General features: G+C 72.0%; 18 protein-coding genes and 1 riboswitch. Of the genes, 7 read left to right on the forward strand and 11 right to left on the reverse strand.

Annotation, left to right across the window (positions count from 1 at the left end; genetic code table 11):
* Nucleotides 1-19: 19 nt before the first annotated feature.
* From I847_RS23265 to I847_RS0111080, 3 genes are all read right to left on the reverse strand, one after another.
* Entirely contained in the window at nucleotides 20-1,912 is a 1,893-nt protein-coding gene (locus I847_RS23265) for an AAA family ATPase (protein ID WP_231384180.1), read from the reverse strand.
* Between the two features lie 131 nt (nucleotides 1,913-2,043).
* Entirely contained in the window at nucleotides 2,044-3,234 is a 1,191-nt protein-coding gene (locus tag I847_RS0111070; protein ID WP_028049744.1) for an RNA polymerase sigma factor, read from the reverse strand.
* Between the two features lie 19 nt (nucleotides 3,235-3,253).
* Entirely contained in the window at nucleotides 3,254-3,640 is a 387-nt protein-coding gene (locus I847_RS0111080; protein WP_034610026.1) for a YciI family protein, read from the reverse strand.
* Between the two features lie 251 nt (nucleotides 3,641-3,891).
* On the opposite strand from I847_RS0111080, the gene I847_RS0111085 reads away from it, so the two are divergent.
* The gene (locus I847_RS0111085; RefSeq protein WP_028049746.1) at nucleotides 3,892-4,419 is read left to right on the forward strand and encodes an NADPH-dependent FMN reductase; all 528 of its coding nucleotides are present in this window, start codon (nucleotides 3,892-3,894) and stop codon (nucleotides 4,417-4,419) included.
* Complete coding sequence (locus tag I847_RS0111090) at nucleotides 4,416-4,961, forward strand: flavin reductase family protein (RefSeq protein WP_028049747.1); 546 nt, start codon at nucleotides 4,416-4,418, stop codon at nucleotides 4,959-4,961. Before I847_RS0111085 ends, I847_RS0111090 begins: the two co-directional genes overlap by 4 nt.
* Nucleotides 4,962-5,133: 172 nt before the next feature.
* Here I847_RS0111090 and I847_RS23270 read toward each other — a convergent pair whose 3' ends face one another.
* The 8 genes from I847_RS23270 to I847_RS0111130 all read right to left on the reverse strand — a co-directional run bounded on the left by I847_RS23270 (nucleotide 5,134) and on the right by I847_RS0111130 (nucleotide 12,971).
* A complete protein-coding gene (locus I847_RS23270) occupies nucleotides 5,134-6,324 on the reverse strand; it encodes an LLM class flavin-dependent oxidoreductase (protein ID WP_051274806.1) in 1,191 nt (396 codons plus the stop codon).
* The gene (locus I847_RS0111100; protein ID WP_028049748.1) at nucleotides 6,321-7,436 is read right to left on the reverse strand and encodes an FAD-dependent oxidoreductase; all 1,116 of its coding nucleotides are present in this window, start codon (nucleotides 7,434-7,436) and stop codon (nucleotides 6,321-6,323) included. The genes I847_RS23270 and I847_RS0111100 overlap by 4 nt, the downstream gene beginning before the upstream one ends.
* Before the next feature lie 101 nt (nucleotides 7,437-7,537).
* A complete protein-coding gene (locus I847_RS0111105) occupies nucleotides 7,538-8,539 on the reverse strand; it encodes an ABC transporter substrate-binding protein (protein WP_028049749.1) in 1,002 nt (333 codons plus the stop codon).
* A 77-nt stretch (nucleotides 8,540-8,616) separates the two neighbouring features.
* Nucleotides 8,617-9,384 carry an amino acid ABC transporter ATP-binding protein gene (locus tag I847_RS0111110; protein WP_028049750.1) on the reverse strand — a complete coding sequence of 256 codons (768 nt, stop codon included), beginning with the start codon at nucleotides 9,382-9,384 and terminating at the stop codon, nucleotides 8,617-8,619.
* Nucleotides 9,384-10,415 (reverse strand): amino acid ABC transporter permease, encoded by a 1,032-nt coding sequence (locus I847_RS23275; RefSeq protein ID WP_051274822.1) that lies wholly within the window; start codon nucleotides 10,413-10,415, stop codon nucleotides 9,384-9,386. The genes I847_RS0111110 and I847_RS23275 overlap by 1 nt, the downstream gene beginning before the upstream one ends.
* 42 nt (nucleotides 10,416-10,457) lie before the next feature.
* On the reverse strand, nucleotides 10,458-11,045 hold the full coding sequence (locus I847_RS0111120) for a GNAT family N-acetyltransferase (protein ID WP_028049751.1): 588 nt from the start codon (nucleotides 11,043-11,045) through the stop codon (nucleotides 10,458-10,460).
* Between the two features lies 1 nt (nucleotide 11,046).
* Nucleotides 11,047-12,165, reverse strand: a complete 1,119-nt coding sequence (locus I847_RS23280; RefSeq protein WP_051274807.1) for an LLM class flavin-dependent oxidoreductase — start codon at nucleotides 12,163-12,165, stop codon at nucleotides 11,047-11,049.
* A 212-nt stretch (nucleotides 12,166-12,377) separates the two neighbouring features.
* Nucleotides 12,378-12,497, reverse strand: a riboswitch (SAM riboswitch).
* A gap of 87 nt (nucleotides 12,498-12,584) precedes the next feature.
* Complete coding sequence (locus I847_RS0111130; protein ID WP_028049752.1) at nucleotides 12,585-12,971, reverse strand: helix-turn-helix domain-containing protein; 387 nt, start codon at nucleotides 12,969-12,971, stop codon at nucleotides 12,585-12,587.
* Nucleotides 12,972-13,093: 122 nt separating this feature from the next.
* Here I847_RS0111130 and I847_RS0111135 point away from each other — a divergent pair, with 122 nt between their 5' ends.
* From I847_RS0111135 to I847_RS27095, 5 genes are all read left to right on the forward strand, one after another.
* Nucleotides 13,094-13,993 carry a zinc-binding dehydrogenase gene (locus tag I847_RS0111135; protein WP_028049753.1) on the forward strand — a complete coding sequence of 300 codons (900 nt, stop codon included), beginning with the start codon at nucleotides 13,094-13,096 and terminating at the stop codon, nucleotides 13,991-13,993.
* Between the two features lie 155 nt (nucleotides 13,994-14,148).
* A complete protein-coding gene (locus tag I847_RS0111140; RefSeq protein ID WP_028049754.1) occupies nucleotides 14,149-14,523 on the forward strand; it encodes a response regulator transcription factor in 375 nt (124 codons plus the stop codon).
* Nucleotides 14,520-16,508 carry an ATP-binding protein gene (locus I847_RS0111145; RefSeq protein ID WP_028049755.1) on the forward strand — a complete coding sequence of 663 codons (1,989 nt, stop codon included), beginning with the start codon at nucleotides 14,520-14,522 and terminating at the stop codon, nucleotides 16,506-16,508. The genes I847_RS0111140 and I847_RS0111145 overlap by 4 nt, the downstream gene beginning before the upstream one ends.
* Nucleotides 16,505-17,584 carry a HEAT repeat domain-containing protein gene (locus tag I847_RS25665; protein WP_028049756.1) on the forward strand — a complete coding sequence of 360 codons (1,080 nt, stop codon included), beginning with the start codon at nucleotides 16,505-16,507 and terminating at the stop codon, nucleotides 17,582-17,584. The genes I847_RS0111145 and I847_RS25665 overlap by 4 nt, the downstream gene beginning before the upstream one ends.
* Nucleotides 17,581-21,159, forward strand: coding sequence for a glycosyltransferase family 2 protein (locus I847_RS27095; RefSeq protein ID WP_081680794.1), 3,579 nt, complete (start codon nucleotides 17,581-17,583; stop codon nucleotides 21,157-21,159). Before I847_RS25665 ends, I847_RS27095 begins: the two co-directional genes overlap by 4 nt.
* Nucleotides 21,160-21,195: the final 36 nt, after the last annotated feature.

Raw genomic sequence — 21,195 nt, forward strand, 5'->3', positions numbered from 1 at the left:
GGTCTCGGCGGCCCGACCGTCAGGCCACGCGGAGCCGTTCGGCGGCAGCGAGGGCCGCGGCCGCTCCGGCGGCGACGGCCGCGCGGTTGTCCGCCTCCGTCTGCTCCGCCAGCCGCTCCTGGTAGAGCACCGCCCCTTCGAGCACGTCGGTGATCTCGACGCCGATGAGCTCGTGCCGCTCCAGGAGCGCATCCCGCAGCGCCTCGACGAGGTGGCGGTGCTTGGACAGCAGACGACGGACGGTGCTGCGGGCGTCGTCCAGCACTCCCTCGAGCTGCGCGCGGGCCGCGCCGTCGCTCAGCACGGCCGAGACCAGGTCGTGCGGGGTCGCGGCGAAGCTGATCAGAGAGCCGGTCATGCCCGCGGCGCCGACCATCTGGGCGGCGGTACGGGTCGCGGCGGCGAGGTCGCCGGCGGGACCGGTGCTGGTCTGCCCGAAGAACAGCTCCTCGGCCACCCAGCCACCCATGGCGATCTGCACGAGCGCACGCAGGTCGTAGTGCGAGCGCGTGTAGACCTCGTCGCAGTCGTTGCTCGCGAGCATCCCGAGCGCGTCACCGCGTCGGACGATCGTCAGCACCTCGAGGTTGCGGGTGGGGGCCACGAGCCACGCCGTGACGGCGTGCCCGGCCTCGTGCGTGGCGATGAGCCGCTGCTCGTGCTCGGTGTACGTGACGGGCTGGCCGATGCCGACCATCTCGGTGATCCGGGCGTGCTCGACGTCGGAGTAGTTCATCGCGCGCGAGCCACGGCGCAGGGCGTTGACCAGCGCCTCGTCCATCAGGTGCTCGATCATGACGGGCGTCCAGCCGTTCGTCGCGGCGGCGATGCGCTCGCGCAGGGCGTGGTCGTCCAGCTCGGCGTCGACGGACCGCTTCGACAGGAAGTGGTCGACCAGCGCGCGCCGACCGTGCACGTCCGGGGGCGAGAACGTCAGGCGGCGGTCGAACCGACCCGGGCGCAGGATCGCGGGGTCGAGCGAGTCCCCGCGGTTGGTGGCCGCGATGAGCAGGATCGGGGCCTTCCCGGCCTTGCGCAGCGTGAGCTGGCGGTGCGCCGGCAAGAACAGGTTCACGCGACCGCGGCACCAGTTGACGAACCGGTCGCCGTTGGTGGGCAGGTCGAAGGACTGCATCTGGATGAGCAGCTCGTTGACCACACCACCGGTGGCGTCGCTGACGCCTGCCGCCGGCCCGTTGGGGTTCACCACCGTGCGGAACGGGTCGAAGCCGCTCGTCGCGGCCGCGGAGAAGCCGGACGTCCCGCTCCGCGCCAGCGCGATGGCGTCGATCTCCTCGATGAAGCCGATGGCGCCCCCTTCAGCGCGAGCCATCTTGCGCAGCGCCTTGAAGTAGCTGCGGATCTTGCGTGCCGTCGCACCGTAGAACGACGACTGGAACGACGTGGCGGACACGAAGAGGAACGGCACGCCGGCCTCGCGTGCCATGGCCTTGGCGGTCATCGTCTTGCCGGTGCCGGGAAGGCCCTCGAACAGCAGGCCGCGCCGCGGCGTGCCACCCATCTGCTCGGCGAACTGGCGGTGCGTCTGGAACAGGTCGATCGAGCGACGCACGTCCTCCTTGACCGGCTCGATGCCGATGACGTCGTCGAGGCTGATGTCGATCTGCTCGGGTCGGAAGGTGACGTGGCTCGACCGTCCCGTGAAGACCTGCGTGAACAGCGTGACACCGAGCAGACCACCGAAGAACACGATCGTCGTGACCAGGAACGGGTCCATCGTCGGCAGCGTCGGCAGGATGGGGTGGCCCAGCAGCGACCGGAGGATGACCCAGGCCTCGATGACCAGGCCCCACGTGAGCAGCCGGACGACGCGACGCCTCCGGATGCGCTCGCGGGCGATCGCGATGTCGTGCGCGCCTGCGCTGAGCGGTGAGGACTCGTTCGTCTGCACAAGGTGCCTTTCCCTCGGCGCCTGGAACCAGACGACGCTGCGTCGCGGGGCTGCGATCGGCTCATCGTCTGGCGTAACGGACAAACCCGCAAGATCGGACATATCGGGCCACCCGAACGGCCCAACGACGCTCAGGAAGCCGGTTGTCGGAGCCGGGTGACCTGGAGCAGCAGGTAGTTCCGCTCGGCGGTGCTCGTCGTGCGTCGCGACGCCGCAAGCAGCTGCTCGGCCGCGCTTTCGGCGTCGCCGGCACGTTCCAGCAGGTGTCCGCGCACGGCGAGCAGGCGGTGGTGGGTGCCGAGGACCGGGTCCAGCGTGTCGAGCAGCGCGAGCCCGGCGCGCGCCCCGTGCACCATGGCGACCGCGACCGCACGGTTGAGCGTCACCATCGGGTTGCCCGTCATCCGCTCGAGCAGCCCGTACAGCGCGAGCAGCTGCGGCCAGTCGGTGTCGTCGGCCGACGGCGCCTCGTCGTGCACCGCGGCGATCGCCGCCTGCAGCTGGTACTCCCCGACCGCGCCCCGGGCGAGGGCCGTCTCGACGAGCCCGACACCCTCGGCGATCATGCCCGCGTCCCACCGGGACCGATCCTGAGAGTCGAGCGCGACGAGCTCGCCGTCCGGTCCCGTCCGGGCAGGGCGGCGGGCGTCGGTGAGCAGCATCAGGGCCAGCAGGCCGGTCACCTCGGGGTCGTCGGGAAGGCTCGAGCGCAGGGCGCGCGTCAGCCGCTGCGCCTCCCCCGAGAGGTCCGCGCGGGCGACCGACGAGCCCGACGTGCTCGCGTAGCCCTCGTTGAACATCAGGTACAGCACGTGGAGCACGGCTCGCAGACGGTCGGCGTACTCGTCCGGCGACGGCATCCTGAACGGCTCGTCGAGGTCGCGCAGGATCCGGCGGGCGCGGCTGAGGCGCTGAGCCATCGTGGCCTCCGGCACCAGGAACGCGCGGGCGATCTCGGCCGTGGTCAACCCGCCGACGGAGCGCAGCGTGAGCGCGATCGCGGACGCGGGCGACAGCGCGGGGTGGCAGCAGCCGAACAGGAGCAGCAGCGAGTCGTCCCCACCGGGCGCGTCCTCCACGGCTTCCGGCGACGCGACCAGCTCCTCGCGTCGTCGTCGCGACTCCTGCGCACGCCAGGCGTCCACCAGCCGACGACCGCCGACGACGACGAGCCAGCCGTGCGGGTTGTCGGGCACCCCGTCGACGGGCCACTGCGTGGCCGCCGCGAGCAACGCGTCCTGGAGCGCGTCGTGCGCGTCCGCGAGGTCGCCCGAGCGCCGGACCAGCACGGCGAGGACCCGCGGCGCAAGCGTGCGCAGCAGGTCCTCGTCGACACGTGACTCACCCGGTGACGTCGGGAGCCTCCATCACGGCGCGCACCTCGATGACCTGCTGGATCGGGACCCCGCCCACCCCCGGCGACGCCGACGCCTTGGCCGCGATCTCGATCGCCCGCTCCTCGCTCTCGACGTCGACGATCCAGAAGCCCGCGAGGAACTCCTTCGACTCGGGGAACGGCCCGTCCGTGATGACCGGCGGCCGCACGCCGTCGCTGCGGACGAGCTTGGCCTGGTCCGGCCAGGCGAGCCCCTCGGCGCCCACGAGCTCGCCGCTGGCGACGAGCGACGCGTCGAGGTCGTGCTGGAACTGGATCATCCGCCGCAGGTCCTCGGGCGACCAGGTGTCCACCGGCGGCACGCCCTCGACGTGGTAGGTCATCAGCAGCATGTACTTCACGGTGCGCTCCCTGTGGCTGTTCGGGCCGCGTCGGTCCGGCCTCATCGGGTGGTCGCAGCCGCCCGCACGATCTCGACATGCATCCTGTCGCGGATTCCCGACGAGGGGCAGGGCCTGTGCACCGGGGGCGGGCACTGTCCGTCATTCGGGATTCTCCGCCGAAGCCCTTGCCCGTTCCCGACTCGCTGCTACACATCCCCTCCAACGTCACGCATCCGGCGCGGACGAGAAGGAGCAACCTCGTGGTCAGCAAGCCAGCACAGCCTGTCGTCGCCCTCGTCGGCAACCCTCGCGTCGGGTCCCGGACGCTCGTGGCAGCGCAGCACGTGGCCGGCCGGCTCGGGGCCGAGGTGACGTCGATCGATCTCGCCACCATCGGCCACCAGCTGTTCACCGCCGACCGCTCGCTGCTCGACCCAGCACTGAGCACCGTCGCGCAGGCCCGTCTGCTCGTCGTCGCGACGCCCGTCTACAAGGCGTCCTACACCGGGCTGCTGAAGTCGTTCCTCGACCTCTACGGCCCGGACGGGCTGGCCGGCGTCGTCGCGGTCCCGCTCGTCATCTCCGGCAACCCCGCGCACGCCCTGGTGGGCGAGGTCCACCTGCGACCCCTGCTGGTCGAGCTCGGCGCGACCGTGCCGACCCGGTCGCTGACCGTGACCGAGGCGGACCTGACCAACCTCGACCCCGCCGTCGACCGATGGCTGGACAAGGCGTCGGGCCCGCTGCACCGGGCCTTGGCGCACGACCTCGTGGGAGCGGACCGATGACCGCCGAGATCCTTCGCGAACTCCAGGCGAACCTCGTGGAACAGGACGAGCCGCAGCTCTCGCCCGCCTCCTACAAGGAGGTCTTTCGTCGCCATCCCGCCGGGGTGGCCGTCGTGGCCTTCGTCGACGAGAGCGGCAAGCGGGTCGGGTTCACGGCCACCTCGGTGATCTCCGTGTCCGCCGACCCGCCGCTGCTGGCGTTCTCGCTCGCCTCGACCTCCTCGTCGTGGGCGCCGCTGTCCCGCGCCCGCACCCTCGCGATCAGCTTCCTCGCCTCCGGGCAGGACGACGTGTCGGCGCGGTTCGCGACCAGCGGCATCGACCGGTTCGCGGCGGGCGGCTGGACGGCGCTGCCGTCGGGCGAGCCCGTCATCGACGGTGCCGTGTCCTGGGTCCGCGGGCGCATCGTGCAGCGCGCACCCGTCGGGGGGTCCTACCTCGTGTCGATCCGCGCCCTCGAGCACGGGATCGACGACGAGGCCCTCCCGCTCGTCTACCACGACCGCACGTACCACCGGATCGGTCACCACACGGCGGTGTGACGCCCACAGACGGCAGACCCGCCGGGTGCATCGATCCCGGCGGGTCTTGTCATGTCCGGACCTCGGGGCACCGCACCGGACGCCGAACAGGACATGGGTGACGCCGTGGAGATCCATGACGTCACCCATGTCTTGTGGGGGCCCCTCGGGCCGGTTGGGAGGCGGGCGGGGACTACGACGCTGCCGTGCCGCTCGCGCCCGCACCGACCAGCTCGCCCGCACCCGACCCGAACCACTCGCGCGCGAGCAGCTCGTAGGAGCGTGCCGTGTCCGAGGGGTCGTGCGTGATCGTCGTGAGCAGCAGCTCGTCGGCACCGGTGGCGCGCACGAGCGCCTCGAGACCCGCCACGACCGTGGAGGCGTCGCCGACGAGGCGCGAGACGATCCGGTCGCGGAGCAGCGCACGCTCGTCGTCGGGCCGCTCGTCCCACGGGGTCGTGGTGCCGGGGCGCGGGTAGGGGATCGCACGAGCGCCGCCGCGGATCGACAGGACCCAGGCGGCGAACGGGTCGGCGAGCGACTCGGCCTCCTGCGCGGTCTCGGCGACGAGCACGTCGGCGGACACCACGACGTACGGCTCCGCGAGCACGCCGGGCCGGAAGGCCTCCCGGTAGGCGGCGACCGTCTCCAGCACCGTCGACGGGCTGACGTGGTAGTTCGCGGCGAGCGGCAGACCCAGCTCCCCGGCGACCCGGGCGCTCTCCCCCGCGCTGGAGGCCAGCACCCAGAGGTCGAGGTCGGACCCCTCGACCGCAGGGCTGGCGGCGGGGCGGCCGTCGTCGGCACGCGCGATGCCCGCCTGCAGGTCGAGGACCGTGCGCAGCTCGTCGGTGAACGCGGCGGGCGTGCGGGCGGCGCTCAGGTAGCGCTGCTGCGCGACGAACCGCGCGAGCAGGTCGGGGTCGCGAAGGCTGAAGGGCGGGTCGGCCGGGACGAGGAGCCCCTCGACGATGCGGTCCTGCGACGCGCCGGTAGCCCGCGCCGGGACCGCCGGGGTCTCGCCGCCCTTCGACGGGGGTGGCGGGAACGACGCACGCCCCAGCCCGAGGTCCACGCGACCGGGGTACGCCGCGGCGATCGTGCCGAACTGCTCGGCAGCGACGACCGGGCTGGTGGATCCGAGCAAGACCGCTGCCGACCCCACGCGCAGCGTCGAGGTCACCCCGGCGGCGAGCGCCGCCAGGACACCCGGCGCAGAAGAGGCCACACCCGGCGCGAGGTGGTGCTCGGCGAACCAGATCCGCTGGTACCCGAGCCGCTCGACGTGGCGCGCCCGGTCCAGGGACGCCCGCAGAGCCTCCGCTCCGGTGCCGCCCTCCCAGACGGGTGCAAGGTCGAGCACGGACAGGGGGACGCGTGTCATCGGGACTCCTGGAGGACGAGACGGGACAGGTGGAACGCGGGGTCTGAGGCGTGCACGGGGTCGTCGACGGGCTCGTCGGCGAGGTCGGCCAGCACGCGACCGATCGCGGGGCCGAACTTGAACCCGTGGCCGGAGAAGCCGGCGGCGACGACGAGCGGGCCGCGGCGGTCGAGGATGAAGTCGTGGTCCGGCGTGGTCGTGTAGGTGCACGAGATCGGGTGCGGGGTGCTCGGGTCGACGCCGGGCATCCACTGCTCGGCGTACCGCTGCAGGAGCGCGAGCTGACCGGGCTCGGGTGTGAACGAGCGGTGGTCGGGGTCGGTCACCGGGCCGACCGCGTGGAACCCGACCTTCACGCCCTCGCCCGGTGTGAGCAGTCCGTAGGTCCCGCTGGGGTACGGATGGACGCCCAGCGGTTGGTGCGTGAACGACGGCCACTCAGCCGGGTACGCGAGCGGGAAGTGGGCGGGCTGCTCCTGCGTCACGACGAGCGGTAGGGGCCGGCCGAGGAGAGACCCGGTCCACGCGCCGGCGGCCAGCACGACGCGGCGCGCGTGGATCGGTCCGTCCGTCGTCTCGACGAGGACGCCGTCCGGACGGGTCGCCAGGCTCAGCACCCGGACGCCGTGACGGACCTCCGCGCCCGAGAGCAGGGCGGCGGCCTGCAGCGCGGCGACCGCGCGGTCGGCGTGCACCCGGCCGGCGGTCCGGGTCTCGTGCAGCACGGTTCCCTCGAACCGCAGACCCGTCCACCGCTCGGCAGCCTGCGCGGGCGAGAGGATCTCGTGCTCGATGCCGCGGGCGGCGAACGCGGCGAGCAGCGAGGGCGCGGGTGCACCGTGGCTCACGCCGCCCGTGATCGTGAGCAGCTCGGTTCCGGAGACCGCCTCCAGCTCGCGCCAGAGCCGCAAGGCCTCGATGGTGAGGTCCAGGTACTCGGCTCGGTCGTAGGTCTGTCGGTAGATCCGGGACGCGCCGTGCGAGGCGCCGTTGACGTGTCCGGGGGCGAAGCGCTCGAGCAGGACCACCGACCGACCGCGGCGGGCCAGCTGCCAGGCGGCTGCCGAGCCCATCACGCCGCCGCCGATGACCAGGTGGTCGACGTTCTCCATGTGCGCTCCTTCGGACGAGAAAAACACGGTGGCCGGCCAGGCGTCCCCCGACCCCAGCCGGCCACCGTCGGGCACCCGTCGGGCGCCCGGTTCAGGGTGGATCAGCTGGTCTTGGGCAGACCCGGGGGGTTCGTCTCGGACGTGTCGATCGCCTCGGCCTGCAGGCCCCAGCGTGCGAGCACCTTGGCGTAGGAGCCGTCCTCGATCGCGTGGTTCAGGGCCTCGGTCACGGCCTCAGCCAACCCGGAACCCTTGAGCGTGCCGACCGCGATCTGCGCCGTGTCGGGCCATCCGCCGTTGAGCGTGCCCACGACCTTGTACTGGTCCGGCGCGGTCGCGGCGCTGTAGGCCGCCGTCGCGTTCGGGCCGACGTACGTGTCGATGCGGCCCGACTGCAGCCCGAGCAGGACGTCGGAGTAGTTCTCGAAGTACTGCGGCTCGCCACCGTCGATCGGCTTGAGGCCCGCGTCCACGTTCTGCTTGTTCCAGGCCAGCAGGATCTTCTCCTGGTTGGTCCCGGACCCGACCGCGACCTTCAGGCCCGCGATGTCCTTGGGCTCCTTGATCGCCTTGATCGTGCCGGTCGCGCTGGTCAGCCAGCCGAGCTGGTCGTTGCGGTACGACGAGAAGTCGTAGAGCTCCTTGCGCTCCTCGGTCACCGTGACGTTGGAGATGACGGCGTCCACGGCACCGGACTGCACGGCCAGCGGCCAGTCCGCCCAGGCCTTGACCTGCAGGTCGAGCTTGAGGCCCAGCGCGTCGGCGACGAGGCTGGCGATGTCGGGCTCGTTGCCGATCGGCGTCTTCTCGTCGTCGGCGAGGAAGCCGAGCGGCGGGAGGCCACCGGCCGTCGTCGAGACCTTGAGCACGCCGGACTCCTTGACGGCGGCGGGGAGCAGCGCGATCGCGGCGTCGTCCTTCGTCGTGTGGATCCGGTCCTGCTTCGCGCTGGTGTCGACCTTCAGGGCAGTCGCGGCGGACGGGCTCGTCTCGGGATCCGCGTTGCCTTCTGCGGTCGCCGATCCGGCGCACGCGGCGAGCGCCAGCAGGGGCACCACGGCCAGTGCGCTCACGAGCCGGGCCCGTCGGAGGGGTGTAGTCACGAGTTTTTCTCTCTCTCGGTGGGGGTGCGCGGGCGCGCACCGGCCAGACGTCACCCAGGGAAGGGTGACGAAGCTGCTCAGAGCACCTTGTCCAGGAAGGCCTTGGTGCGGGCGTGCTGCGGGGCGTCGAGGACCTGGGCCGGGGGGCCCTGCTCGACGATCCGGCCGCTGTCCATGAAGACGACGGTGGTCGCGACCTCGCGGGCGAAGCCAATCTCGTGCGTGACGACGACGAGGGTGGTCCCGGTTGCCGCGAGGTCGCGGATCACGTCGAGCACCTCGCCGACGAGCTCCGGGTCGAGCGCCGACGTCGGCTCGTCGAAGAGGACGACGGCCGGCTTGACCGCGAGCGCCCGGGCGATCGCGACGCGCTGCTGCTGCCCGCCGGACAGCTGCCGCGGATAGGCGTCGGCCTTGTCCGACAGCCCGACGCGCTCGAGCAGCGCACGCCCCTCGACCTCGACCTCCGCCCGCGGCCGCCCCTGTGCCGAGATGGGCGCCTCGATGACGTTCTCGAGCGCCGTCAGGTGCGGGAAGAGGTTGAAGTTCTGGAAGACGAACCCGATGCGGGTCCGCTGAGCCAGGACGTCCTTCTCCTTGAGCTCCTGCAACGCCCCGTCGGTGCGTCGCCGGTAACCGATGAGGTCGCCGTCCACGGAGATCAGCCCGCGGTCCACCTTCTCCAGGTGGTTGATCACGCGCAGCAGGGTGGACTTGCCCGACCCCGAGGGGCCGATGACGACGGTGACGTCGCCCGGCTGGACCGTGAGGTCGATGCCGTCGAGCACCTCGAGCGTCCCGTAGGCCTTGTGCACACCGCGCACCTCGACCAGTCCCGCGGCCATCAGATCTCTCCCTGACGCTGGATGAGCGTGGAGCGGACCAGGACGCTGACGTTGCGGCCGTAGCCCGGTGGAAGGTCCTTCGGCAGCGGTCTGCCCGACACCCGGGACCAGGCCACGCCCACGCCCCAACGCGCCTTCTGGATCGGTGTGGGCGGCAGCTGGCGCAGCGCGCCCTTGGCGTAGTGCCGCTCCAGGTAGTACTGGATGACGGTCAGGACTGTGGTCAGGACCAGGTACCAGATGCCGGCGACGATGAGCAGCGGCACCACCCGCAGGTTGCGGCCGTAGATCACGCCGACGATGTAGAACAGCTCGCCGTACGCGAGGACGTAGACCACGGACGTGCCCTTGACCAGGCCGATGATCTCGTTCACGGCCGTCGGCACGATGGTGCGCATGGCCTGCGGGAGGATGATCCGCCGCTGCTGACGACCCCTGGGCAGGCCGAGGGCCGCGGCTGCCTCGTGCTGGCCCTGGTCGACGCCGATGATGCCGGCGCGCACGATCTCCGAGGCGTAGGCGGCCTGCGAGAGACCGAGCCCGAGCACCGCGGCACCGAACTTCCCGATGATCGACAACGTGTCGAAGCTGGCGAACGACGGACCGAACGGGATGCCGACCGACAGCTGCGGGTAGAGGTACGCGAGGTTGTACCAGAGCAGGAGCTGCAGGATGAGCGGCACGGACCGGAAGATCCAGGTGTAGCCCCAGGCGACGGACCGCAGCAGCGGCGAGCGCGACAGGCGCATGAGCGCCAGCACCGTGCCGAGGCCGAACCCGATCAGGGCGGCCGTGGCGGTCAGCCGGATGGTCCCCCACAACCCGCTGAGCACGGAGGGCCAGGTCAGGTACTGCCAGACGATCCCCCACTCCCACTTGGTGTTGGTCAGGAGCGAGCTGACGATCATGGCGACGAGCACGGCGACGATCGCGGTCGCGACCCATCGGCCGGGATGGCGCGCGGCGTAGACGCGCGGTTCGTCGTGGACGACGACATCAGCCACGTCGGGTGCGACGACGTCCTTGCTCAGGAAGGCGGTGGACACGGTTTCTCTCCGGGGTTCGAGGGGGCTCTACGACTGCGGGGCGGTGGGCTCCGGACAGAGCCACTTCTCGAACGCCAGCGGGCCGATCTCCTCGGGGGCGAGGCTCGTGTCGAACAGCGGCGTCCATCCGGTGGCCAGGTACAGGGCGGCTGCCTCGGGCTGACGCGGTCCGGTGGTCAGGTACAGGCGCTCGTAGCCGAGTGCGGCCGCGCGGACCTCGAGCTCGGCGAGCACGGCACGGGCCAGCCCACGACGGCGGTGCGCGGAGCTGGTCCAGATCCGCTTGTACTCGGCGGTCCGCACGGTCGGGAGACCGGCGTCGTCCCGGGTGCCCGCGCGGGTCAGGCGTGCGCGGTCTCCCAGCTCCGGCTCGGCCCGCAGCCGGAAGGCGCCACCGGCCACGGGAACGCCACCCTCGAGGATGAGGATCAGGTCACCGTCGGGCGCCTCGAACTGCTCCGCCGGGTACCGCTTCAGCTCGGCGCGCAGGTCGTCGGGGGTGAAGTGCTCGGCGTACCGGGTCAGGTACTCGACCGCGAGCTCGTCGAGCATCGGCTGCACGGCCGGGTCGGTCAGCGGGTACGAGCGCACGGCCCGCACGTCGGTGGTCGTCATGTCAGGCCGTCGCGGCGTAGCGGTCGGCGGTGCTCGGCAGGCCGAGCGTGTCGCGGAACGTGAGGCCCGGGTACGCCTCGCGGAAGGCGTCCGACGCCCGCAGGACCGGCAGGACCCCTTCGACGAGCGCGACCAGGTCGGTGTGCACCGACGCCGGGCGGATGGTGAACCCGTCGGCAGCCTCGGAGTCCAACCACTGCGTCACCAGCTCGGCGAACCCGGTGGCGGTGCCGACGAACGCGAGCGAGCCGGTGTCCCAGCTGACGCCCTCGAGGTCCGAGAGCATGTCCAGGCGGGCCTGCGCGCTGGCCCGGTCGGGTCCCACGATCAGGTACACGTCGACCAGGACGCGCACGTCGCGCGCGTCCCGACCCGCGGCGGCGACGGCACCCAGCACCCGCGCACGGATCCGGGCCGCCTCGTCGGGCGTCGTCGCCCGGATCCGGACCACGTCGGCCACACGCCCGGCCAGCTCGATCTCGGCCGGCGTGGAGGCGCGGACGACGACCGGCGGCCGACCCTGCGGCGGGCGCGGGCTGCTCTTCGGTGTACCGGCGGCGAAGTTGACGCCGTCGTGGGTGGTGAACCGAGGACGGGCGACCGTCGTCGCGAGCCGGCTGTCCCACAGCCGTCCGACGGTCGCCGCCGCCTCACCAGCACCGGCCACGGCAGCGGCGTCGGCGGAGGTCGAGCGCGGTCCCGCCGTCGGCACCTCGTCCACCCGCGTGGTCCAGCCGACCTGCCAGCCCGCGCGGCCGGCGCTGGCCTGGTCGATCGTCGCGATGGCCGTGGAGATGTGCGCGGGCTCGAGGTGCGACGTCCCGACGGCGGCGACCAGGCCGATGCCGGCGGTGCGGGAGGCGAGCCGCGAGGCGACGATGGCGGCGTCCAGCCGGGTCGTGCTGCCGCCAGGGTGCAGCGCGAAGTCGTCGTCGAACACCACGAAGTCGAGCGCGCCGCGCTGGGCGACGGCAACGAGCTCCTCGAGCCGGCCCGCGTCGAAGAGCCGCTGGCCCTGGGAACCGTGGGTGCGCCAGGCCGCGGCGCGAGCGCCGGTGTCTGACAGGTCGATGCCGAGATGGGCATGCCGCGCAGGGCGAGGCTGGGCAGGGAAGGACACAGGGGTACCCGTTCGTGTGGTTCGAGAGGTGACGACGCGCGCACCGTGAGGTGCGGCGGGGCTCGCCCCGTCAGGGGGCGTGCGGGGGACTGCTGGACGCTGTGGGGTCAGCGACAACAGGAACGCGTGAGCACGGCCTCGTCGCCTCTGCTCATGGCACGGGGAGCCCCGAACGCGTTCATCGTCCGTCCTCTCGTCCCGGCAGTGCCGGGTTCGCGTCGTTGCCGTGTGGAGGCATGACGCCCACCACGACCAGGTCCTCATCCGGGGCACCCCACCGCGCGGAGGGTTGCCATCCAGCTAGCCGGAGCTTCGCGCTGGAAATCTTGACCTTATTGGTAGGGAATTTAGATCGAGGTGCCGACGACGTCAAACCGCTGGTCACATCGTGAGACTGGCCGTCTCGTTTCCGGGGCGCCTCAGCTACGGGCGTCGTACTCCGCGCGCGCCAGGGCGACCGAGTCCATGTTCGCCTCGGCCCACACCTTCACGGCGTGGACCACCGTCGTCAGAGAGGCGCCGAGCGGCGTGAGCGCGTAGTCGACCCGGACCGGCACGGCGGCGGTCACGGTGCGGGTGATGGTGCCGTCCCGCTCCAACGAGCGCAGGGTCTGCGTCAGCATCTTCTGACTCACGCCGTTGAGGCGCCGACGGAGCTCCGAGTGCCGCTGCGGGCCGTCGAGCAGGGCGACGAGGACGAGGGAGACCCACTTGTCGGAGAGCTCGTCGAGCAGGTCGCGCGTCGGGCATTCGGCGTCGAACGAGTTGTACGCCCGGGGCGGCGCGGCCGTGGTGGTCTCGGTCATCACATCTCCTCCAGGGAACCAGACAGACCCCATAGGCACTTTTAGGTGCCTACTTTCCAAACGGTACCACTGGGCTCAGGATAGGCGCCGTCCCGCAGAACGCACCACCTCTGGAGGTTCACATGTCCACCGTCACGCTCACCGTCCCCGGCCCCACCGCCGAGCTCGAGATCGTCGACCTGCCCCTCGTCACCCCCGGACCGGGCGAGGTCCGCATCCGCGTCGAGGCAGCCCCCGTCACCCCCGCCGACGTCTCCACCGTGCGCGGCTACTTCCCGCTCCCGCCCGCCGACCGCTACAGCCTCGGCTGGGGCCTCGCCGGCGTGGTCGACGAGGTCGGCGACGGCGTCACGGACCTCGCCGCGGGCGACCCGGTCCTGGCGCTGAGCGACTGGTTCGACACGCTCGTCGGCACGCAGGCGTCGAGCGTGGTCCTTCCGCGTTCGTCCGTCGGGGAGCGTCCCGCGTCCCTCGGAGCCGCCGAGGCGTCCACCCTCGCCCTCAACGCGCTGACCGCAGCACAGGCGCTCGACCTCCTGGACCTGCCCGTCGGCGCGACGCTCGCGGTGACCGGGGCGGCGGGCGGGGTCGGCGGGTTCGTCGTCGAGCTGGCGCGGCACCGCGGGCTGGAGGTGCTCGCCGTCGCCCGCGAGGAGGACCGCGCGTTCGTCGAGCGCACCGGTGCTCGGCTCGTGGTCCGGGGGACCGAGCTCGGCACGCTGCGTGCGGACGGAGTGCTCGACTCCGCCGTACTCGGTGCACCCGCCCTGGCCGCGGTCCGTGACGGCGGCACATTCGTCGCGGTGACCGAGCCGTCCACCCCTGCGCCCGAACGCGACATCCGCGTCCAGACCGTGCACGTGGTGTCCGACGCGGCTGCCTTGACCGCGCTCGCGGCACTCGCCGTCGACGGCGTCCTCACTCCGCGCGTGGCGCAGACCTACCCGATCGAGAAGGCGAGCGACGCCTACGCGGCCGTGGCGACCGGCGGCGTCCGGGGAGGAATCGTCCTGGTGCCTTGACCACCAGCGGCGGCGGAGCGCACGTGCGTCTGCCCTCCGCCGCCGCGCCCGTGCGATCGAGGGCCCATGGGGCATGATCGACTCAGGCGGAGGCGCACCCGTGCTGGGGTGGGCGGCGCTCCTACCGTGGGCCGCGTACGGGCGAAGGGCAGCCGATGACTCTGGTACTCATTGCGGACGACGACGAGGACATCCGCGACCTGGTCGCGTTCAAGCTGGAGCACCTGGGCGTCGACGTGGTCACGGCTGTCGACGGCACGGACGCGCTGGCCCGGGTGCGCGAGCACCGACCCGACCTGGCCGTGCTCGACATCTCCATGCCGGGCCTCTCCGGCATCGACGTGTGTCGGATAATCCGCGCCGAGCCCGAGCTGTCCTCCACACGAGTCATCATGCTGACCGCCCGGGCCCAGGAGAACGACGTGGAGGCCGGGTTCTCGGCGGGCGCGGACGACTACGTGACCAAGCCCTTCAGTCCACGCGAGCTGGTCTCCCGCATACAGACGCTGCTCACGCGCACACAGCCATGACCGGCCGCCGTCCGGCGAGCATCACCCAGCTTCTCCGACGGGGGTTCGCGGGCGTCATCGGCCTCCTGATCCTCGGGGGCACGGTCGGGGTGATCGCGTCGGTCGTCGTGTCGAGCGCGGGGAACGACCAGCTCGCGCAGATCTTCACGGTCCGGACCGCGAACCTGGACGTGCGCCGCGCCCTGACCGACGCCGAGCTCGGCATGGACGACTACCTGCTCACAGGCGCGCCCTCGACACTGGAACGCATGTCGGCAGCCGAACGCGCCTACCACGTGGCGATCGACGAGCTCCGGCGGGTCTCCTTCCCGGAGGACCGGGCGTACGTCGAGGACCTCGTTGACACGTCCGAGGCCTGGTGGGACCAGCTCCACGTGATCACGGGCGCGCCGCCGAACGCGCTCCCCGTCGCGGAGTACACCACGGCCAACGCCCTGTACGCGGAGGCGTTCGAGGCCAGCGTCGTCCTCGACGAGCGGGTGACCGCACGGGGCCGGACGGTCGTGGACCACTTTGCCGCTCTCAACCGGTACACGGTCGGCGCGCTGGTGGGCCTCACCGCCGCGGGCATCCTGGCGACGGTCGTCATCGCCACGCACACCGGCAGACGGATCAGGCGGCCGTTGGCAGCGATCACCGGCGTCCTCGACCAGCACCGACACGGTGACTACGACGCCCGGATCGACCTGGGGGGTATGCCCCTGGAGATCGCGGACATGGCCGCGACGGCCAACAAGCGCGCTGACGAGCTCGCTCAGGAACGCCGGCTGGACGACGACTACCAGCGACTGTCCGTCGAGCTGCGGCAACGGCAGGGCCACCAGGAGCTGCTCGAACGGGCGGTGGCCGCATTCGGAGAGCTCTTTCCGCTGGCCGGCGTGACCATCGCGACCTCGCCCGACCCCATGTCGCGGGTCGTCACCTCGTCAGACCTCGAACGACCTGGCCAGCTCGGCCCGGGGACGCCCACCGACACGGCGACGGCACCTCCCGCGTCCGCGCCCGACGCCGTCGATCGACCGCTCGAGGCCTCGCAGGTCCGAGCGTCCGTGGGCGGCCGGGTCTTGGTCGTCCCGATCGCGGACCGGTCGGCGATCCTCGGCACGGTGACGCTCGTCGAGCCAGAGGGGCACGCCGCGTGGCAGCGGTTCGAGATCCAGTTCGCCGAGCGACTCACCGCCGACCTCGGCCGCGCGCTCGCACGAGCTCGGCTGGTCGAGCAGGAGCAGGAGCTGGTCAGTCGGCTGCAGGAGCTCGACGCCACCCGGACCGAGTTCATCTCCAACATCTCCCACGAGCTCCGCTCGCCGCTCACGAGCATCCGGGGCTACACGGAGCTCCTGATCGACGAGGACGCCGGACCGGTCACGCCCCAGCAGCGCACGATGCTGGGGACCATGGAGCGCAACATCGAGCGGTTGCAGGCGATGATCGAGAACCTCCTGACCATGTCCCGCATCGAGCTCGGTGCCGAGGCCGCCGAGCTGCAGGCCGTCGATCTCGGCGCGATCGTCGCCCACACCAGATCGACCTTCGAACCCGCCGCGGACAAGGCCGGGCTGACGCTGACCTACGAGGTCCGCCGACCGCTGACCGTCGACGGCGACCAGCAGGCCCTGGACCGGCTCGTGATCAACCTCGTGTCCAACGCGATCAAGTTCACTCCTCGGGGCGGCACCGTCGCCGTGTCGCTCGACTCGACGGACACCGAGGCGGTCCTCGTCGTCGAGGACACCGGGATCGGCATCCCGGCCACGGACCAGGACAAGGTGTTCGGGCGCTTCTACCGTTCGGCGAACGCACGCGGCCGCGCCATCGCGGGCACGGGCATCGGGCTCGCCATCGTCGCCTCGATGGTCGAGCAGCATCTGGGCACGGTGTCCCTCGCCTCGGAAGAAGGCCGCGGGACGCGGGTGACAGTGCGCCTCCCCCTGCTCGAGCGTCCCGAACCGGCGCACGCAGCATCCGCGACGGAGCGCCGATGACCACGCCGATCACGGTCCTGACCTGGGCGATCGTCGCGCTGGCGACCGCGATCGTGCTGCTCAGCGCCGTCCTCGTCGCCGTCCGGCTACGCCGGACCCTGCGGGAGCGTCGCCAGGCATCTCTGCGCAAGGAACCTCGACGGCAGCTCGTCGAGCTGGTCGCCGATCCCGACGAGGAGGGGGTCGACCGCCTCCTCGCCCTGCCGCGCCCCGCCTGGGACGCGCTCGAGCCGGTCGCCGTGGCGATGCTCGGCAAGGTGCGCGGCGAGGCACGGGACTCCTTGACGCGCGTGTTCGAGGAGCGTGGCGTCGTCGAGTCCGCACTCGCCGACCTGGGGCACCGCTCTCCGGAGAGGCGGGCCCGGGCAGCGCAAGCCCTGGGCCTGCTCGCGCGACCCGAAGGCGTCGAGCCGATCTGTGGCCTGCTGAAGGATCCGGAGCCGTTCGTCCGCGTGGTCGCCGCACGGGCGCTCGGGGCGCTGGCGAGCGCGGACGCGGCGGGCCCGCTGCTGGCCTCCCTGGACGACGGCCTGCCGGCCCAGGTCGTCGCGGACGCGCTGGGCCGGATCGGGTCCGGCGCCCTGCCCGCCCTGCACGCCGCCCTGCTCGCGCCCCAGCCCGCGACACGGGCGAGCGCCGTCGACGCCCTCGCGCTGATCGGCTCCGGGGAATCGGTCGACCCGATCTCCGGGGTCCTTGCTCACGACGACACGCTCGCCGTCAGGGTGTCTGCGGCACTGGCGCTGGGCCGGATCGGTCAGCGAGCCGTGGTCGACCCGCTCCTGGAGGCGACGGGTGAGACGCAGCCGGCACCACTGCGGGCCGCGGCCGTCCGGGCGATCGGGACCACCGGGGCCGCATCGGCGGTGTCGGTCCTGGTGGTCCTGGTGGGGGACAGCGATCCGCGAGTCGCCCACGAGGCGGCCCAGGCGCTGCGTCGCACCGGTCCGCCCGGGGTGCGGGCGCTCGAGCAGCTCGTCGGACCCGAGGACGCGGCCAACCCTGAGCACGGGACCGGCCCGGCGCACGCGCGCGAGGCGCTGGCCCTCGCCCGACTCGACCTGGCCCGCCGATGAGCATCGTCGGCGACGCACTGCTCTGGCTGCTCGACCTGGCCGACCAGCTGATCCTGGTGTACTTCATCGCGATCAACACGGCCTACCTCGTGCTGATCACGCTGGCTGCCGGCGTGTTCGTCCGGCACGTCCGCCGCACCCCGGTCGCCGGAGCCGACGACCTGTTCCGCAGCCCGCTGGCGCCGTCCGTCTCGCTGATCGTTCCCGCGTTCAACGAAGGTCCGGTCATCGTGTCGTCCGTCCAGGCACTGCTGGCCCTGCGGTATCCACGGTTCGACGTGACCGTGGTCGACGACGGCTCCACGGACGACACGTTCGAGGCGCTCCGCACGGCGTTCGACCTCGTCGAGATCCCGCACGTGGACCCGACCGGCCTCCAGTACCGCGGAGCCGTCCGGTCGCTGCACGTCGCCCGGAACGACCCGGACGGCCTGCGGGTGGTGCGCAAGGCGAACGGCGGCAAGGCGGACGCGCTGAACGTCGGGATAGCGATGGCCGGCCAGGACCTCGTCTGCGTGGTCGACGCCGACTCGGTCATGGACAACGACGCGCTGCTGCGCCTCGTGAGGCCGTACGCCGACGACCCCACGCGCGTGGTCGCCGTCGGAGGCGTCGTGCGGATCGCCAACGGCTCGCGCATCGAGGCCGGTCGTGTGGTCGATGTCCGGATGCCGCGCCAGTGGTTGGTCCGGATCCAGATCGTGGAGTATCTGCGGGCCTTCCTGACCGGCCGGACCGGCTGGTCGCGGCTGGGCGGTCTCGTCGTGATCTCCGGAGCCTGCGGGCTGTTCCGACGAGACGTGGTCCTCGACATCGGCGGCATGCAGCTCGACACGGTCGGCGAGGACGCCGAGCTCGTCGTCCGGATGCACCGCCGGCTGCGTGAGGCCAGGAGCGACTACAAGGTCGTCTTCGCCGCCGACCCCGTCGCCTGGACCCAGGCGCCCGACACCCTGCGGATCCTGGGGCGCCAACGGCGTCGCTGGCACCGTGGGCTCACCGAGGTCCTGATGCGGCACCGCAGGATGATCGGCAACCCGCGCTACGGGCGGATCGGTCTGGTGGCGCTGCCGTTCTACGTCCTGTTCGAGCTGGCTGCCCCGGTCATCGAGCTCCTCGCCCTGATCCTGATCCCCGTCAGCCTCGTGCTGGGCATCGTCGACGTGCAGTTCGCCTGGCACTTCATGCTCGTGGCCTACGGCTACGGGATCCTGGTCACCCTCTGCGCGGTCGTCCTGGAAGAGGCGTCGTTCTCCCGTTACCGACGCTGGACCGACCTGGCGCGCGGACTCCCCGCGGCGGTGCTGGAGAACCTCGGGTACCGGCAGGCCCTCGCCGGGTTCCAGCTCCAGGGGATCTGGCAGGCGTTGCGGCGCAAGCGCGGTGCCTGGGGGACGATGACCCGGGTCGGGCACGCGGACACCGCGCGTCGTCGTCATCCGGCCCGGACGTCTGCACTCGCCGGGGCCACGGCCGCAGCCGTCGCACTCGCTGTGGTCCTCGTGGTCGTGCGACCGTTCGGTCCGGCTGCGGACACGGCAGACCCGAACCTCGGGGAGCAGATCGCCATGCTGGGTACCCAGGACCTCCCCACGTCACCGCCGGCGGGCTCGTCCTGGGCGCCCAGCCCGCTCACGGTCGAGGGCCTCCAGGTCAATGCTCAGGCGGGCCCGACCGGGTTCTTCCTGCACACCGCCGGCGCGGACCGCACCTTCCTGCCGGGGGTGGACGTGGGCGCGTCCACCCCGGGACACGAACCCGGTGAGCTCGCGGTCTCGGCGTCGGACTACCGACGCTGGTTCGACGTCATGGGTCGCATGGGCATCCGCGTGGTGCGCGACTACACGATCCACCCGCCCGCGTTCTACGACGAGCTCGCCGCCTACAACCGCAGGTGGCCGGACCAGCCGCTCTACCTGGTCCAGGGCGTCTACCTGCCGGACGAGTCCTACGTCCAGAAGGGCAACCTCTACGACTCGGCCGTGACCGACGCCTTCGACGCCGAGCTCCGCGACGCCTCCGCAGCGGTGTCGGGCGACCTCGTACGCGAGCCGGCGCCAGGGAGGGCGTCGGGTACCTGGACCACCGACGTCAGCCCGTGGCTGATCGGCTGGATCATCGGGGTCGAGTGGGACGGAACGGCCGTCGAGGCCAGCGACGCGCTGAACCAGAGCGCACCGGCCGGCGGCGGCGACCTCTTCCACAGCACGCCCGACGCGAGCCCGACGGAGCGTTGGCTGGCCACCCGGATGAACCTGCTCGCCACGGACGAGGTGACCCGCGGCCGCAGCTCCCCGATCGCGTTCGTCAACTGGCCCACGGCGGACCCTCTGACGCACCCGCTCGAGCCGAACCCGCTCGAAGACCTCGCCGGCGTGGACGCCGAGCACGTCCTTCCCACGTCCGCCTGGCCGGGCGGCACCTTCGCGAGCTTCCACGCCTACCCGTACTACCCGGACTTCCAGCGCTACGAGTTCCCCGGCAGCAGCGATCCCTACGGCGCCTACCTCGCCTCTCTCCGGGACCACTACACGCACATGCCGGTCGTCATCAGCGAGTTCGGGGTCCCGTCGTCGATCGGCACCGCCCACTACGGACCGCTGGGCCGCGGCCAGGGCGACCACGACGAGCAGGAAGCCATGACGATGGACGCGGACATGCTGCGCCTCATCCGGCAGCAGGGCCTCGCCGGTGGCTTCGTCTTCTCGTGGACCGACGAGTGGTTCAAGGCGACCTGGAACACCCAGACCCACCAGTACCCGCCGGGGCGTCGGCCCTTCTGGCACGACGAGCTCACGAACGAGCAGTACTTCGGGATCGTCGCCACCGACCCGCTCGGGCCGCCGGACGACGCCCCCGCCGCCCTGCCCGTCGACCCTGCCACGGGACCCGCCGACGGAGCCTCGTGGTGGATGGACGAGAGCTACCTGCACCTGAGCATCGACCTCTCGTCGGCCGATGTCTCACAGCTGACGGTCGGTCTGGACTCCCTGCCCGCGCTGACCGGTGAACCACCTCCCGGTGCCGGTGACCGTCGTCCGGACACCGCGTTCGCTCTGGAGCTCGGCACCCGCACGGGGCAGGCCTGGGTCCGCCGACAGCTCGACCCGCTGGTGCTGGACTACCAGGTGCCGGCTGACGCCCGCGATGCGACGGTCCCCGGGTGGTGGCCGTACCAGCTCGTCGTGAACCGCGCGCTGACCGTCCCCGGGATCGGGCCACAGCCTCTCGAGCTCTTCGACGCCGGCGCTCTGCGCTACGGCACGTTCGACGTCTCGGCTCCGGAGTTCGACAGCCGGGCGACGTGGCACGCCGACGGCTCGAAGCTGGAGCTGCGCATCCCGTGGGCGCTCGCCGGGTTCAGCGACCCGTCCTCCGCGCAGATGCTGGTCCCCGACGGGACGACGCCGGCATCGCAGACGAGTCCGGGGATCACCGTGGTGCTCTCTTCCGCAGGCGTGGACCAGACGCTCGGCACGATCCCAGCCCCGAGCTGGGACGAGGTCCGGTACGCCGAACGGTTGAAGACGTCCGCCGACACCCTGCGCCTCGCGTTCCTCGATACAGGCTCGTGACCCGCGGGACGAGGCGCTGCGTCCCCTCGGCGTCGC

Origin of the sequence: Cellulomonas sp. URHD0024 (genome assembly GCF_000426185.1) — a bacterium.
Taxonomy (GTDB): Bacteria; Actinomycetota; Actinomycetes; order Actinomycetales; family Cellulomonadaceae; genus Cellulomonas.